The 15,724-nt window shown below is 35.5% G+C and carries 16 protein-coding genes, 1 pseudogene and 1 riboswitch; of the genes and pseudogenes, 9 read left to right on the top strand and 8 right to left on the bottom strand.

The features are described 5' to 3' along the window. Window positions 1-25 precede the first annotated feature (25 nt). Both DPQ31_RS23935 and DPQ31_RS23930 read left to right on the top strand, forming a co-directional pair. Window positions 26-559, top strand: coding sequence for a phosphatase PAP2 family protein (locus tag DPQ31_RS23935; protein ID WP_000868586.1), 534 nt, complete (start codon window positions 26-28; stop codon window positions 557-559). 12 nt (window positions 560-571) lie between these two features. Further along, window positions 572-1,714 carry a glycosyltransferase family 4 protein gene (locus DPQ31_RS23930; protein WP_098911428.1) on the top strand — a complete coding sequence of 381 codons (1,143 nt, stop codon included), beginning with the start codon at window positions 572-574 and terminating at the stop codon, window positions 1,712-1,714. 280 nt (window positions 1,715-1,994) lie between these two features. Here the strand turns inward: DPQ31_RS23930 and DPQ31_RS23925 are convergent, their stop codons facing one another. Beyond that, entirely contained in the window at window positions 1,995-2,597 is a 603-nt protein-coding gene (locus DPQ31_RS23925; protein ID WP_098911429.1) for a molybdenum cofactor guanylyltransferase, read from the bottom strand. After that, a complete protein-coding gene (locus tag DPQ31_RS23920; RefSeq protein WP_098911430.1) occupies window positions 2,594-3,103 on the bottom strand; it encodes a MogA/MoaB family molybdenum cofactor biosynthesis protein in 510 nt (169 codons plus the stop codon). Before DPQ31_RS23920 ends, DPQ31_RS23925 begins: the two co-directional genes overlap by 4 nt. A gap of 252 nt (window positions 3,104-3,355) precedes the next feature. Here DPQ31_RS23920 and DPQ31_RS23915 point away from each other — a divergent pair, with 252 nt between their 5' ends. Together DPQ31_RS23915 and DPQ31_RS23910 are read left to right on the top strand one after the other, a co-directional pair. Further along, window positions 3,356-3,535 (top strand): hypothetical protein, encoded by a 180-nt coding sequence (locus DPQ31_RS23915; RefSeq protein WP_000424805.1) that lies wholly within the window; start codon window positions 3,356-3,358, stop codon window positions 3,533-3,535. A gap of 6 nt (window positions 3,536-3,541) precedes the next feature. Then, the gene (locus DPQ31_RS23910) at window positions 3,542-3,721 is read left to right on the top strand and encodes a hypothetical protein (RefSeq protein WP_000902511.1); all 180 of its coding nucleotides are present in this window, start codon (window positions 3,542-3,544) and stop codon (window positions 3,719-3,721) included. 41 nt (window positions 3,722-3,762) lie between these two features. On the opposite strand, the gene metK is transcribed toward DPQ31_RS23910, so the two are convergent. Next, on the bottom strand, window positions 3,763-4,962 hold the full coding sequence (gene metK, locus DPQ31_RS23905; protein WP_000163114.1) for a methionine adenosyltransferase: 1,200 nt from the start codon (window positions 4,960-4,962) through the stop codon (window positions 3,763-3,765). Window positions 4,963-5,131: 169 nt separating this feature from the next. Beyond that, window positions 5,132-5,253, bottom strand: a riboswitch (SAM riboswitch). A gap of 228 nt (window positions 5,254-5,481) precedes the next feature. Between metK and pckA the strand changes: the two genes are divergently transcribed. After that, window positions 5,482-7,068 carry a phosphoenolpyruvate carboxykinase (ATP) gene (gene pckA, locus DPQ31_RS23900; RefSeq protein WP_000108809.1) on the top strand — a complete coding sequence of 529 codons (1,587 nt, stop codon included), beginning with the start codon at window positions 5,482-5,484 and terminating at the stop codon, window positions 7,066-7,068. 427 nt (window positions 7,069-7,495) lie between these two features. Here pckA and DPQ31_RS23895 read toward each other — a convergent pair whose 3' ends face one another. Beyond that, complete coding sequence (locus DPQ31_RS23895; RefSeq protein WP_208731103.1) at window positions 7,496-7,879, bottom strand: ATP synthase subunit I; 384 nt, start codon at window positions 7,877-7,879, stop codon at window positions 7,496-7,498. Window positions 7,880-8,170: 291 nt separating this feature from the next. Here DPQ31_RS23895 and DPQ31_RS23890 point away from each other — a divergent pair, with 291 nt between their 5' ends. Further along, a complete protein-coding gene (locus tag DPQ31_RS23890) occupies window positions 8,171-8,392 on the top strand; it encodes a hypothetical protein (protein WP_000639048.1) in 222 nt (73 codons plus the stop codon). Between the two features lie 28 nt (window positions 8,393-8,420). On the opposite strand, the gene DPQ31_RS23885 is transcribed toward DPQ31_RS23890, so the two are convergent. Together DPQ31_RS23885 and DPQ31_RS23880 are read right to left on the bottom strand one after the other, a co-directional pair. Beyond that, complete coding sequence (locus DPQ31_RS23885) at window positions 8,421-9,326, bottom strand: DMT family transporter (protein ID WP_208731101.1); 906 nt, start codon at window positions 9,324-9,326, stop codon at window positions 8,421-8,423. Window positions 9,327-9,547: 221 nt separating this feature from the next. Then, entirely contained in the window at window positions 9,548-9,871 is a 324-nt protein-coding gene (locus tag DPQ31_RS23880; protein ID WP_000289564.1) for an iron-sulfur cluster biosynthesis family protein, read from the bottom strand. 332 nt (window positions 9,872-10,203) lie between these two features. On the opposite strand from DPQ31_RS23880, the gene DPQ31_RS23875 reads away from it, so the two are divergent. Beyond that, window positions 10,204-11,124 (top strand): Nif3-like dinuclear metal center hexameric protein, encoded by a 921-nt coding sequence (locus tag DPQ31_RS23875; protein ID WP_001111097.1) that lies wholly within the window; start codon window positions 10,204-10,206, stop codon window positions 11,122-11,124. A gap of 110 nt (window positions 11,125-11,234) precedes the next feature. Here the strand turns inward: DPQ31_RS23875 and DPQ31_RS23870 are convergent, their stop codons facing one another. After that, window positions 11,235-12,452 (bottom strand): ATP-binding protein, encoded by a 1,218-nt coding sequence (locus DPQ31_RS23870; protein WP_208731100.1) that lies wholly within the window; start codon window positions 12,450-12,452, stop codon window positions 11,235-11,237. Next, window positions 12,449-13,702 carry an ATP-binding protein gene (locus DPQ31_RS23865; RefSeq protein ID WP_000664866.1) on the bottom strand — a complete coding sequence of 418 codons (1,254 nt, stop codon included), beginning with the start codon at window positions 13,700-13,702 and terminating at the stop codon, window positions 12,449-12,451. Before DPQ31_RS23865 ends, DPQ31_RS23870 begins: the two co-directional genes overlap by 4 nt. Before the next feature lie 166 nt (window positions 13,703-13,868). Between DPQ31_RS23865 and DPQ31_RS23860 the strand changes: the two are divergent. Both DPQ31_RS23860 and DPQ31_RS23855 read left to right on the top strand, forming a co-directional pair. Then, a pseudogene (locus DPQ31_RS23860) lies at window positions 13,869-14,636 on the top strand (catalase); the annotation flags it as partial. A 27-nt stretch (window positions 14,637-14,663) separates the two neighbouring features. Further along, window positions 14,664-15,473 (top strand): alpha/beta fold hydrolase, encoded by an 810-nt coding sequence (locus DPQ31_RS23855; RefSeq protein ID WP_208731099.1) that lies wholly within the window; start codon window positions 14,664-14,666, stop codon window positions 15,471-15,473. Window positions 15,474-15,724: the final 251 nt, after the last annotated feature.

Raw genomic sequence — 15,724 nt, 5'->3', positions numbered from 1 at the left:
ATGTAGATGAGGGAGGAGAATTTTCATGAAGGTCAGTGGATTATATAAAATAGAATGTTACATTTTCAAAGGAATTAATCGCTACTTTGATCAAAAAACATTAAATATCTTTTTCAGCAATATTACTCATATTGGTGGTGCCACTTTCTCCATTGCACTCACACTTTTCTTTTTAATTTTCGCAAAAGGGACTTTGCATCAAGCTGCAATTGCAACTGCTATTTCTTTAGCAATTAGCCATATTCCTGTGCAAATATTAAAAAGATATTATCCACGAAAACGTCCTTATTTAACAATTCAGGATGCAAAATATCCAGTCCATCCATTAAAAGACCACTCTTTCCCGTCTGGTCATACAACGGCTGTTTTCTCTGTGTTCATTCCATTTATTTGCTATAATCCAAGCTTACTTGTTTTTCTATTACCGTTAGCATTATGCGTCGGGATTTCTCGCATTTATTTAGGGCTTCACTATCCGTCAGACGTATTCGTCGGTATGTGCCTCGGCACTTGCTCTGGCATCATCTCTTTTTATCAATGCATCCCACTCTTCACGTAAAGGAGCGATATGATGAGAGTCGCCATATTTACCGATACTTTTACACCACAAATCAATGGGGTTGCGAAAACATTAGAGCGATTAACACGTTACTTTCAAAAAGAAAATATCGCCTATTCTGTTTTCGCCCCTCAGCATACCGCTGAAGATAATTTCGTAGCAAATGTGAACAAAATGAGAAGTATCCCGTTAACAATATTATATCCAGAATGCCGCTTTTCTTTTCCTACTCCGCGCATTAAACGGGAACTTCTTACCTTTAAACCTGATATGATTCACATTGCTACACCTTTCAACATGGGACTTTGTGGATTGTATTATGCAAAAAAGTTAAACATTCCAGTTGTCGGTTCTTATCATACTGATTTCGATGCCTATTTACGCTATTACAAAATCGAATTCCTCTCTAATATGCTTTGGAACTATTTAAAATGGTTTCATAGTCATATGCAAAAGAATTTTGTTCCTTCCTCTGAAACATTACATCAACTAAAAAATAAAGGGTTTCAGTCCCTCTCTATTTGGGGACGTGGTGTAGATTGCACACTCTTTCATCCAGCTTATAATACAGAGCTATTCCGAAAAAAATATAATATTACAGCGAAGTATGTCCTTTCCTATGTTGGACGGATTGCTCCTGAAAAAGATATTGATACGTTGCAAGACCTTATCGTTAAATCCGCGCATACTCGAAACGACATTCATTGGCTCATCGCCGGAGATGGTCCTCTAGCAGCAAACTTATGTGAAGCTGTCTCGAAAACAAATGTCACTTTTACTGGCTATTTACAAGGTGAAGATTTAGCTGAAGCATATGCTTGTTCTAACATAATGGTATTTCCATCAGCTACTGAAACGTTTGGAAATGTCGTACTCGAATCACTTGCATGTGGTACCCCTGTCATTGGTGCAAATAGTGGCGGAGTTAAAAATATTATTACAGATGGAAAAACGGGAGTTCTTTGTCCACCAAAAGATGCGGATGCATTTCTATCATCCATTTATTCTTTATTACAAAATAAAGAAAAACTTATACAGATGGGAATAGCAGCTTCGTCTTATGCGAAATCTAAAAGCTGGGATGAGATTTTTCGTGGCTTACTTAATCAATATGAAGAAGTCCTTCAGCACACCACATCAGAATTACTCGCTTAAACACAAAAACTCCCTTCAAAAAAATGAAGGGAGTTTATTACACGAACACAAATTTTAGTTTAATAAATGATACATAAGGTTAAATATCACTTTATTCCTATATTCATTATAGCAAAAATAAACATAACTAAACAGACTTGTAATAAAAACCCATAAAAATTAATATATGGTTATACAGTGTTTTTACTGTATAGTGATTTTAAGAATTCCCCTTAAAATCAGCTTACTCACATACCTTTATACAGCAATTGTTCCCCAATTCTGTATATCAAAAAACCTTTCAATCATTTGAAAGGTTTTTTTGAGCTTGCACATATTCTTCTTTCGTATTTACATTTATAAACCATTCTGCATTTGCTTGTATATCTTCTCCGGCAACATATTTCACATTACATTGTAATAAAAGCTGCCCCATACTTCTTTTTTCTTCTTGAAGTAAAGTATAAATCTTTTCTTTCACACGGTTATGATACGCTGCAAGTAACGGTTGTTTTCTTCCATTAATAATAGGTACAACCGCATCATATTCATTGTTCGTTTGCTCTAATAAAATAGTAAACCACTCATGCGAAACATTTGGCGCATCGCAAGGCATAATAGCGTACCAATCTGCTTCTATATATTCCATTCCTGATACAATTCCAGCAAGTGGACCGTTTCCTTTATAGTGTAGAATATCTTCTATAACAGGAACTTGTACGAATTGCTCTACTCGCTCTTTTATATCAGAATGACTAATGACTACAACCTCTTGGAGCGTCCTTGTCATCACTTTCAAAATATGCTCAATAAACGTACTCCCTTGCCAGCTCGCTAACGCTTTCGGCTCACCAAACCTACTCGACATACCGCCCGCTAATACAATTCCAGCCCATTTACTCATTGGCGATGCAGCTCGAATGTAATATGACCTAACTCCGGTAAAATCAACTTATTCATCGCAAGGCGAACTGCTCCGCTAGATCCTGGCATTGAAAAGACAACTTTTCGCCCAATTGTGCCACCAACCGCTCTACTTAACATTGCACTACTTCCGATATCTTCTAAATAACTAATCATGCGGAACAACTCACCAAATCCGACAATTTCTTTATCTAATAAAGCTGATACAGCTTCAATTGTGACATCACGTTTCGTAATACCTGTACCACCATTTGTTAATACAACATCAACATCTTCCTTATGATAACCAGCTAACACTGCTTGCTGAATACTTTCTTTATCATCTTTTACAATTGCATAAGAAGTCACTGTATGGCCTGCTTCTTTTAACAATTCATGTAATAGTTGTCCGCTCTTATCTGTCTCTTCCGTACGTGTATCGGAAATTGTTACAATCTTGCAACGCACTTCTTTTGGCGCTTGTTTTTTATGTTCATTGACACTCATTTTTCTTCTTCCTTTCTTAAAGACTTTTCTTCATTTTATCATACATACCTTTACACAATTATGTATGAAGACGATGATGCATCATGATACAATATAAGTATAGTAATCCACAAAAAGGAAAATGAAAAACATTCTTTCTTATCCCCCTAGACTTCACATCATTAGCTAACCTTTAACTTTTCTTATATTTTCTACATAGTAGAATTCAGTTTTTAAAATTGCACTACCAAATAAATCGGAGGTCTACCTATTATGGAACTATACAAAAAATTAACAACAACATTCATCCTCTTATTCGTTGCTTCCATCACTGTCGGTTTTTCTCTAAAAGGAGCAATTCCATACGCCACATTAGTAAGTATTATATTCGCAACGCTATTTTTACTAAGCAGTGCCTTTTGCGCGGGTAAAGCACGTCAAATGAAAGGTTGATTGCATATGTTACATAAGAAACGGACCATTTGTAAATCATGTGAAAAAGAAATACAAACATATGAAAAATCACGGATTCATATGCCATTTCCAGCAAGTGGTATGACTAATATGAAAAAATATATTGAGCTAGACGGAGAAGTGTATTGTAAATCATGCATTCAAATTGTAAGTAAAACGAAATAAAAAAAGCTTTGCGCTCACTGCGCAAAGCTTTTTTTCATATATTATAGACCAGCTTGCTCTTTTAAAGTAGCTGCTTTGTCTGTACGTTCCCATGAAAGATCTACATCAGTACGTCCAAAGTGACCGTAAGCTGCTGTTTGTTTGTAAATTGGGCGACGTAAGTCTAGCATTTTAATAATACCAGCTGGGCGAAGATCGAAGTTGTTACGAACTAGTTCTACTAGTACGTCTTCAGATACTTTACCAGTGCCAAATGTATCAACTGAAATTGATACTGGTTGTGCTACGCCAATTGCGTATGCAAGTTGTACTTCTGCTTTGTCAGCAAGTCCAGCTGCTACGATATTTTTCGCAACATAACGAGCTGCATATGCTGCAGAACGGTCAACTTTCGTTGCATCTTTACCAGAGAATGCACCGCCACCGTGGCGAGCGTATCCACCGTAAGTATCAACGATGATTTTACGTCCTGTTAAACCAGCATCACCTTGAGGTCCACCAATTACGAAGCGGCCAGTTGGGTTAATGAAGAATTTCGTTTCTCCATCCATTAATTCTGCTGGAACTACAGCTTTAATTACATGCTCTTTTAAATCGCGATCGATTTCTTCCCATGTAACATCTGGATGATGCTGTGTAGAAATTACAATTGTATCTACACGTACAGGTTTACCATTTTCATCATACTCAATTGTAACTTGCGTTTTTCCATCCGGACGTAAGTATGATAATGTGTCATCTTTACGTACTTCAGTTAAACGGCGAGCTAATTTGTGAGCAAGCGAGATTGGAAGTGGCATTAATTCTTGTGTTTCATTACATGCAAAACCAAACATTAAACCTTGGTCTCCTGCACCAATTGCCTCAATCTCAGCGTCAGTCATTTGACCTTCGCGTGCTTCTAGCGCTTGGTCAACACCCATAGCGATGTCAGCAGATTGCTCATCGATAGATGTTAAAACTGCACAAGTTTCTGCATCGAATCCGTATTTTGCGCGTGTGTAACCAATGCCTTGAATTGTTTCACGAACGATTTTTGGAATGTCTACGTAAGTAGAAGTCGTAATTTCCCCCGCTACCAATACTAAACCAGTTGTTACAGTTGTTTCACAAGCTACACGTGCATTTGCGTCTTTTGATAAGATCGCATCTAAAATTGAATCAGAAATTTGGTCACAAATTTTATCTGGATGTCCTTCAGTTACAGACTCAGATGTGAACAGATGACGTTTTTTTGTCATGTGGTAAACCTCCCTACAGTAATTGTATATATTGTACGGAACTCATCCTTAATTTGCCACAAACTGCGACATACATTTATTCTCCCACACAAGCATACAGAAAAACCTTTCCTACTTAACATAGAGGAAAGGTTTAATTTGCTACTTGCATACTGCTTTTTGCCCTTTGCTCTTATCGTTCGAGACCATTAGCCTCGCACAGGTTTTAGCACCTATTCACATGTATTTACCACTACAAGTGAGGTTGCTGGGCTTCATCGGGCCTGTCCCTCCGCCAGCTCGGGATAAGAGAGTATCCGTCCCAACCTATACTAAAGAAATGATATTCATTTGTCAATTAATATTCACATTTTCCTGAAAGTTTTTCTCAATACGCCTGGAATGAAATATTAATAAGGAAATAATACATTCACACAAACAAAAATAAATAAATAGTATACATTATTTATATAATTGTGTTATACTCTTGATGGGGATTACGAGAAATATTTCATTAAATGAAAAGGATGGTATATAAATATGAGTACTGTGAATGTCCAAATCGGTTTACATGAATTATTGAACGGAAGCAATGCACAGATTCAACTAAGTGTTCCGCAATTAGTGGAAAAAGTATTAATGCGAAATGAAGGGAAATTAACTTCTACTGGTGCAGTTTCTGCTTCAACAGGAAAATACACAGGACGTTCTCCTAAAGATAAATTTATTGTGAAAGAAGCATCGGTTGCTGACAAAATTGCTTGGGGAGCTGTGAACCAACCGATTTCTGAAGAACATTTTAATAAATTATATACTAAAGTTTTAGAATACTTAAAAGAAAAAGAAGAGTTATTCGTCTTCAAAGGATTTGCAGGCGCTGATCGCAACTATCGCCTACCAATTCAAGTTATTAACGAATATGCATGGCACAATCTATTTGTACATCAATTATTTATTCGTCCAACTGAAGAAGAATTAACAACTCATGAATCAGAGTTTACAATTGTTTCTGCACCGAACTTTAAAGCAGATCCAGTAATTGACGGTACAAACTCTGAAGCATTCATCATGGTTTCATTCGAAAAACGTATCGTACTAATTGGTGGTACAGAATACGCTGGAGAAATGAAAAAATCAATCTTCTCTATTATGAACTTCTTACTACCTGAACAAGATATTCTTTCTATGCATTGCTCTGCAAACGTAGGTGAAGAAGGTGACGTAGCACTATTCTTCGGTTTATCTGGAACAGGTAAAACAACTTTATCTGCTGATCCAAACCGTAAATTAATCGGTGATGATGAGCATGGTTGGTCTGATAACGGTGTATTCAATATTGAAGGCGGTTGCTATGCGAAATGTGTAAACCTTTCTCATGAGAAAGAACCACAAATCTTTGATGCAATCAAATTTGGATCTGTTTTAGAAAACGTTGTCATTAATGATCAAACACGCATCGCTGACTATAACGATACTACTTTAACAGAAAATACACGTGCTGCCTACCCTATGCATGCGATTGACAATATCGTGTTGCCAAGTGTTGCAGGACATCCAAATACAATCATTTTCTTAACTGCTGATGCATCTGGCGTATTGCCTCCAATCAGTAAGTTATCAAAAGAACAAGCTATGTACCATTTCTTAAGTGGTTACACTAGTAAACTAGCAGGAACAGAGCGCGGCGTTACATCTCCGCAAGCTACATTCTCAACTTGCTTCGGTTCACCATTCTTACCACTTGATGCATCTCGCTATGCTGAAATGCTTGGTGAAAAAATTGAGAAACACGATGCGAAAGTATTCTTAGTAAACACTGGCTGGACTGGTGGCGAATACGGTGTTGGTAAGCGTATGAACTTAGGTTACACTCGCGCAATGATTCAAGCAGCACTAAGCGGTGAACTTGCAAAAGCTGAAACTGCTAAACATGACATCTTCGGTCTTGAAGTACCTCTTCACGTACCAGGTGTACCTGACGAAGTATTAATGCCTGAACAAACTTGGGCTGATAAAGCTGCTTACAAAACAAAAGCAATTGAACTTGCAAACGAATTCAAAGCTAACTTCAAAAAGTTCGACAGCGTTTCTGAAGCTATTATTAACCTAGGCGGTCCAATCGCTTAAGTTAAAACTTTCTGTTGGAATAACCCTTTACTCATATGAATAAGTGTCGTGTAACCGAAAAGTTTCGCGTACTCACCGACAAAACCCAATGCGGCTTAACGGTTACACACACTTACATAAAAAAGAAGCTTACGTTTTTACGTAAGCTTCTTTCTATCTATTTTTTATACAAGTACGGAGCTAAAAAAGGCTCTAACCGCTTCCAACCATCGCCGGATTCTCTATTCCATCTAAAAAATTCCCAACCACAATCTAGAATTCATATACTTACATTTTCACACATACAAATCACGGATTCAAACACACAAACTATTTCCCTACTTACTACATCCTTCTGTTCTCACACTGTATGGAGCTAAAAAAGTCTCTAACCGCTTCTATCCACCGCTGGATCCTCTATCCCATCTAAAAAGCAGCTTTTATCTTTTTATCTCTTCGTTAATTCTTTCTCATCTTTCATGCTATAGTAGCCTAAATTAACAACAATTAAGAAATAACCGCCCATAATCCCTACTGCAAAAGCCCACATCACCATATGGTGCTCAATTTCGTACATAATAATAGCACCCAAAATAGCAGCGGCAAAACGGTTAAACATACCGAGCGTCGGTGCTTTCGTTTTCTTTACAATACTATCTCCTAACTTCTCAATCCTTCTCCCTAAAAGCCAAACACAATACATACTTACCATAAGTCCAATTCCTGCACCTAGAAAATGCGCTGAAAACGGCGTTAACCTCCAGCCTAATAGCAGAATACCTAGTAAATAATACGATTGAATTTTAAACGATCTTAATGACATACTAATCATGCTGTACCCCTCTTCAGTAGTTTTAATCTATCCAACAAAAGCTGTATAACTCATTTCTTTCGAGTTCATACTACTTAAAATTCTCTTCACTCAAATTAAAAACAACATAAACCCAATGTTTATGTTGTTTAAATGTTTTCAGAAAATAATATTATACAAGATTTCGAACATCATATTCTTATAATTTGTGACGTTTTTCCAAACATTTTTCGTCCATTTATGAAAAAAGTGATATCAATCTATGAACATACGGATATGATGTAATAAATACACAAATAAAGGGGGCGTCTAATGATTTATTTTTTAATGGCTCTCATTCATCTCATTGTCCCTGCACTTATTGGACTTTCGCTATATTGGTACACGAAAAATCATAGTATTTTCTACGCTGTCCTCGGTGTTCTCCTTCCAGGTATTATTCTTATCACACTCTTCCGTATTCCATTTTTAAACTTAATTCCACTTATTACTGCTATCTTATTTCTCGTCTTCTTACCAAAAATAAAAAAATAGGAAAGCAGATCATAAGTGATCTGTTTTCCTATTTTGATATAGGTTCCTGTACGGTAGTATGAACTTTTACTTTCTCCAATTTTACAAACCATAGACCAAAGAAAATGATTATCCCACCGATCATTTGTTGTAATGAAATAGATTCATTTGCCCATATAGCTGCAAATAAAACCGCTACAATCGGTGTAATATACATATATACCATCGTATGGGATGCCCCAATTTTTTGAACACCGATATACCACATTACTAAACCAAATACTGTTACAAAGAAAATAGAATATAGTAAAGCAAATAGTGTCATCCCTTTTGTAATGTGAAACGGCATGACAAATACATGTGGACCACTTAATAATAAAAGCGGAATTGCTCCAACTAATGCCGACCATGCAGTAACACGTAGTGCTGAATATTTTTTAATTAATGGCCCTGCTAAAACAGGATAAAGCCCCCAGCATATTGATGTAATCATTCCAATTCCATTCCCGTAAAAAGAACTAGCGAGTGAATGCCCCGCTACTAAAACTAATGCTGCACCCACAAAGGCAATCATAGAACCAATTAACTTCCGAGAAGAAAACTTTTCTTGTTTCAAAAAAAACGCAAATAAAGTTGTAAAAATAGGTGAAATAGAAATGAGTAAAGAGGCATTTGTAGCGGATGTATATTTAACAGTTTCCATAAATAACGTTTGATATAGTACAATACCTACAAAACTAACAACGATTAATCTTGGTATATCTTTTCGCTCCACATAAAGCGACTTTTCAATAAAGAATGTAATCAATAACAGTAACGGTGCCGCCGCCATCATCCGAATAGCAGTAAACTCAATTGCTGTAAATTCTACAAGCCCATATTTTGCAATGGTATAGTTAATACCCCAAATCATAACGACACTTAAAATTAATAACTCAATTCCCCATCTTCTCATGCGTATCCCCTCCGCAAAGAAAATTATACAGAAAATTCAATCATGTGTACATTTCATTATGTGAAAAAATCTTTTTATTGTATCAAGAGCTTTACTTTGACACATGAAATTATATCGGCGATTTTTTAAGTATATCGACTTATCAACAAAAACGGCAATAATAACACCTTATGCAATAAAAAAGACGATTCCAAAAACATATTGGAACCGTCTTTTCTTTATTATACTCGAACATGTAACTTCATATTTGGATTATAAAACTGGCTCGGGCTTTTCAACTGAAGAGTTCCTCCACCTTCATGCCAATCAACCGTTAACTTATCATCCATAAATACAAGCTTTGTACGATCGGCGATAAAGCTAAGTGTACTTGATTCAATATCTACATCACGCTCATCTTTTTCAGCTACAGCTACTAAATCAATGATTCCGCTCATAACACAACCGCAACCTTCATTATCGTAAAATAACTTTATATATTTCGCTTCATTTGGAATCGTATCCATAATTTTTTTATATGCTGCTTCTGTTACAGTAACGTACATCTGTTAATGTTCATCCTCTCTTCTCGTATCATTCATATATTGTACCACTATTTTTCTAAAACTTTGTATACAGAAAATTAAGACTAATATACAATGTATGTGATAAAGGAGGTTCTATCACTGATGTCTCAACTAAAGCGATATCCTATTTTATTAGGCCTATTAGGTAGCTTTTTTATTTCTAGCGGAATGATATTACAACATATACTTCCCTATTCTCCTTCTATTGGTTGGATTCTAGGTTTTATTTGTTTCCTATCCACTTCTTATTTTGCCATGAACAATAAAAATAACTAATAGAGTAAGAATTAGTTTAAGGAGGATAACACAACATGCCAGCTTTAAAAGAAATAGAACAATCACTCAATCATATATTCCAAATCGAAAAATACGGTAAAGACATTGCCTTTAGTCGCTTTATCCCTGCTGTATATGATTCTATCCAATTTCCATGGCAACAATTTTTTGAAGCAACTTTTGTAGAGCTATTTAACGGTCTTATGATACGAGGGGCTGAAAATGTAAACAAAGTATTTTTAGCTGTATTCCCTACAGATGACGTTCTTGAAGCCTTCATTTCACAATCGACACCCGGTGATTTACTCTTTATGCATCATCCACTTGTAATGGAGTGCGGTGATCCGCTTGGAAAATCAGGCCGTGGTTTTATTCCCATTCCAGAAAAATATTTGCAGGCGATAAAAGAAAAACAACTTTCTATATATACATGTCACGGACCAATGGATTTTCATCAAACGTATGGAACAAGCATTTCAATCGCAAAAGCACTCCAAGCCAGTGTAATTGACGGATTTGCTTACGGTGGTCCAGAAAGCGAGCCAGTCGGTCTCATTTGTGAAATAGATGAAACATCAACAGAAGCACTCCAAAAACGTCTAAAAAAACTCTTCCACATTCCTTACACAGACTTCGAAGGTAAACAACACGATTCCATTAAAAAAATTGCAATTATCGCTGGATGTGGCGATGTCGTATCTTTAATGAACGAAGCAGAAGAAAAAGGTGCTGAAGCATATATTGCAGGAGAAATCCATTGCCATATCGACAATGATTACGGTAGACATAAATACTCGCTCATTATGGATTACGTAAAAACAACGAATATGTCACTCATCGGTGTGTCACACTCTGCCTCTGAATATTTAGTGAAAGAGACATTGATATATGATTGGTTTAAAGAAAACTTTCGTTTGGATATTACTTTAATTCCGCAGGAGAAATGGTGGTTATAAAAGGACGCTTTAATTAGTGAAGATGGGTACACACACCAATTGATTTTTTACAGAATAAAAAAGGAGATCGCTCTCAAGTAAGTAATCTCCCTTTTTCGAATATTTTATCATTACATCGGCAACATTACCTTTACCGTCGTTCCAACTCCAACTTCACTTTCAAAGCTCATTTTACCGTTGTGGTCTTTAATAATTTTTTCTGTAACTACTAACCCTAAACCTGTGCCCGTTTCTTTCGTTGTGTAAAAAGCTTCATTTAACTTTGGAATTTTATCTTTTGGAATGCCGCACCCCTCATCTTTCACCTGAACGACGATTCCATCTTCTACGGTAACTTTAATCGTAATCGTTCCACCAACTGACATTGCTTCAATCCCATTTTTGATTAAATTAAAAAATACTTGTTTTAATCGTTTTTCGTCGCATGTAATTGACGGTATGTCTTTACTGTAAATACCTTGTATGTGCACCCCTTGTTCTAAAGCAGGCTTACCCATAACCCGAATAACATAAGCGATAATTTCTTGTATGTTATGAGTTTCTGATTCTATCGATTTAGATTTTTCAAATCCACTAAGTTCTGTAGTAATTGTATGAATTCGTTCTACCTCTTGCTTCATAATATCGCTATAAATCTTATCCTCGGGATGCTTGTTCGCTTGTTTATTCACAAGTTTTTTTAAAGTTGCTAAAGGTCTTCTAATCTTATAGCCAATAACTGTTGCCATTTTTCCAACAGTTGCTAGCTTTTCTGTTTGTTTTATTTCTTTATCCATCATCTCAATCGTACGAATGTAAGACTGGAATCTCAAAAATATAATCCAACATATAATGGAGAATACGCTACATAATGTCATTGGGATTAAAACGAGAGAAGATTGAATAATGATTCCAATAAGAGCGTACCTTCCAACTATTATCCCTATAACTAACCAAAAATATTTTTTACTCACGAAGATTGGTGCAAATAAAATGAAAAATCCTTCTACTATATTTCCACCATCAAACTCAGCATCACTACCAGAATAAATCATAATATTATGGATAAAATCTAATATATTATAGCCAATTAAAATGATATACTTTACCGCAAATGGATTCTTCCATTTCATAAAATATATGCCGATACAAAACAATATCACCATCCAAAAATAGAGCCATAAACCTAAACCATCTTCGAATTTTCCTACTCCTTCTTGTTCTCCCCCTATTAAAGGTACGATAAATTCATAGGCAAGATCATATACAAAAAATATAATAAAAAATAAGCTTAAAAATACTTTGAGTGCCTTTATTTCTTCATTTTTAAATATATAGCCTTTATTCATATGGTAACTCCTAGCTTTTCTTCCACTTGGATTTCATAATTTCCAAACTTCATTGGAAGAATGATGTCTATTCTTGTTCCAATATCTCTTTCACTTACAATGCATAATTCACCAAGATGCTCGGCAACAATTCGATCCGCTACCGTAAGTCCTAGACCAATTTTATCTTGTTTCGTTGTATAAAAAGCCTCTGTCACACGGGCTAAATTTTCCTTCTTAATACCGTAACCACTATCGATTATACTTATCATCACATAATCTTTCCCTTTATTTTCTAATCGCAAATCTAAAATGCCACCTTGCTCCATTGCCTCCAGAGCATTATTTATGACATATAAAAAAACTCCTCTTATTTTTCGTTCATCACATTCAACTTCCACTGTTTTTTCTTCCACATTAGAAATAAGTTGAACATTTGATTCATTCATTTTTTCGCGAAGAGTTTTTACTGCTTGTAATACAATTTTTCCTACATCATGTTTCTCATAAATAGAAGGTTTACATGTAGCAACTTCCATTAACTCACTTATCATATTATTCATATTTTCTATTTCAAAGATCATTCGTTTATAAATAGGATCATCTTCATGCTTCTCTCGCTGTAATTGTGTAAATCCTTTTAACGAAGCAAGTGGATTTTTAATTTCATGCCCGACTGTCGCTGCCATTTTTCCGATCACTGCTAATTTTTGTGATTCACTAGCAATCTTAATACTTTCCTTTACAGCTGAAAGATATTGTAAAAATCGATTTAAAATGATGTATGCAGCTATTAATAAAAGTGTATACATAATAAGAAACATAAACGCTTTTACTTCCTCTAATACAAATAAATAAATCACATATTTCCCTATAATCGTAGCAAGTAAAAACACAAAATACTTTTTATTTAAAAATATAGGTACAAAGAAAATGAAAATAATTTCTATTATATTTACCCCATCAAATGCCGCCTTATTATAAAGAATATACGAAAGTATATTCGCCATTTCTATCCCTATGTATGCAAATAAACATGCATATTTAACAAGGTTTGCTTTCTCTTTTTTTATTAAATATATATTCACGCCGAGTATTGCTGTTCCACAAATAACTTGCCATAGTATGTTATGTCCCTTATCCGTTAGTGATTTATTTTCTAATACGATTGCATAGAAAATTTGATATGCAGTAACAGTAACAAATAGCACCCATAAGAAAATTTTTGCATTCCTTTCTTCTTCTTTATATGATAGAAAACTTTCTTTCACTTTAACACCCCTTCAAAATAATATCTCGAAGAATACCATTTATTATAATAAATGATTTTCATAGACAAACAAAGATAAATCGAACATTTGAGGAAAATCATACCAACAGTGTAATATCTTCAGACTATATGCAAGCATAAAAACTACAATCAATAATACGTATATTATGGGAGGTGTTTTATATGGACGGCAAAAAAATAAAAAGACAGCACAGCTCCAATCCTTTACACGCGAAAATGAAGGAAAGGAGATGACAACAAATACAGGTGTTAAAATTTCAAATGATGAAAACTTTTTAACTGCCAGTGATCGTGGCCCTACCCTTCTGGAAGATTTTCTTATGCGAGAAAAGCTTTCTCATTTTGATCGTGAACGAATTCCTGAAAGAGTCGTTCATGCACGAGGATACGGAGCACATGGCATTTTTGAGTTATATGAATCTTTAGAAGAGCTAACAATGGCACACTTTCTACAAAACCCTTCAAAAACAACACCACTTTTCGTTCGTTTTTCTGAAGTAGCGGGATCAAAAGGAGCCAATGAAACGAATCGAGATATTAGAGGATTCGCTGTTAAATTTTATACAGAAGAAGGGAATTTCGACTTAGTAGGAAATAACATACCAATTTTCTTCATTCAAGATGGTATTAAATTTCCTGATCTTATTCACGCCCTTAAACCAGAGCCACATAATGAAATTCCACAGGGCCAAACAGCACATGATACTTTTTGGGACTTCATCGCCAATAATCAAGAATCAGCTGCAATGATGATGTGGATTATGTCCGACCGTACAATTCCAAGAAGTTTTCGAATGATGCAAGGATTTGACGTTCATACATTTCGTTTCGTTAATAAAAATGAAAAGTCGCGATTCGTAAAACTCCACTGGAAGCCAAAGCTCGGCGTTCATTCGTTAATTTGGGATAGAGCATACTAACACACATAAGGGGGATACTTCATGTTTGTTACGGTCGAGAAAGATGTTCATATTTTTGTGCAAGACGTTAATCCCGGTCCTGGTAGTAAAACTGTTTTTTTCGTCCATGGCTGGCCTTTAAATCATCAAATGTATCAATATCAACTCAATGTTTTACCGGAGCACGGCTTTCGCTGCATCGCCATGGATATACGCGGAAATGGGCAATCTGATAAGCCATGGACTGGTTACACGTATGACCGATTAGCTGATGATATTGCAATTGTTCTGGAAGCACTCCAAGTAGAAAATGCTACGTTAGTCGGTTTTTCAGTCGGCGGTGCTCTTTCTATTCGCTATATGTCTCGCTACAATGGGCGTCGTATTTCTAAGCTCGCATTAATTGATGCCGTCTCTCCTTCTTTCGTGAAAAATCAAGAGTCCCCTTACGGTGTACCAAAAGAACAAGCAGATACCCTCATTCATCAAATGTATGTAAATTTACCAAAATTTTTAAGTGATGTATCTTTATCATTTTTCAATAGAAACTTAGGAGCTGCAACCCTTGAATGGTTTTCTTATCTCGGTATGCAGTCCGCTTCCTATGCTCTCATCAAAATTTTGCAAGCAGCTGCAAACGAAAACGTAACGAAAGACTTAAGTAAAATTAACGTTCCAACAAAAATATTCCACGGCGTTCACGACCAACTGATCCCATACAAAAGTGCTGAACTCACGCAAAAACGGATTAAAAATGCTCAACTACATGCTCTTACAAATAGTGGTCACGGCTCTCCAATCGACCAAGCAGATGAATTAAATGCAGAACTTATAAAATTTTTAAATTCATAGTTTCCTTACAGCAAATTCTTTTTTATTAACTATCTTTTTTGTTTATCCAATTAAATCGGCCCATTCATAAGTAAGAATAACTACGATACGAATGATACATTTTGTTATCTTCTCATCTCCTGTTTTAATTTATCCCATCGAATATCATTACAACTTATTTTTCAAAGAAAGTGAAAGTATATGCCCTATAGATTATTTGTTGAAGTGAATGAAGTTTTTACAAAATAAAATTCACACATTTCTCACAAATC

Origin of the sequence: Bacillus sp. COPE52, assembly GCF_003355115.1 — a bacterium.
GTDB lineage: Bacteria > Bacillota > Bacilli > Bacillales > Bacillaceae_G > Bacillus_A > Bacillus_A toyonensis.
This window is presented reverse-complemented; position numbering and strand designations above follow the sequence as displayed.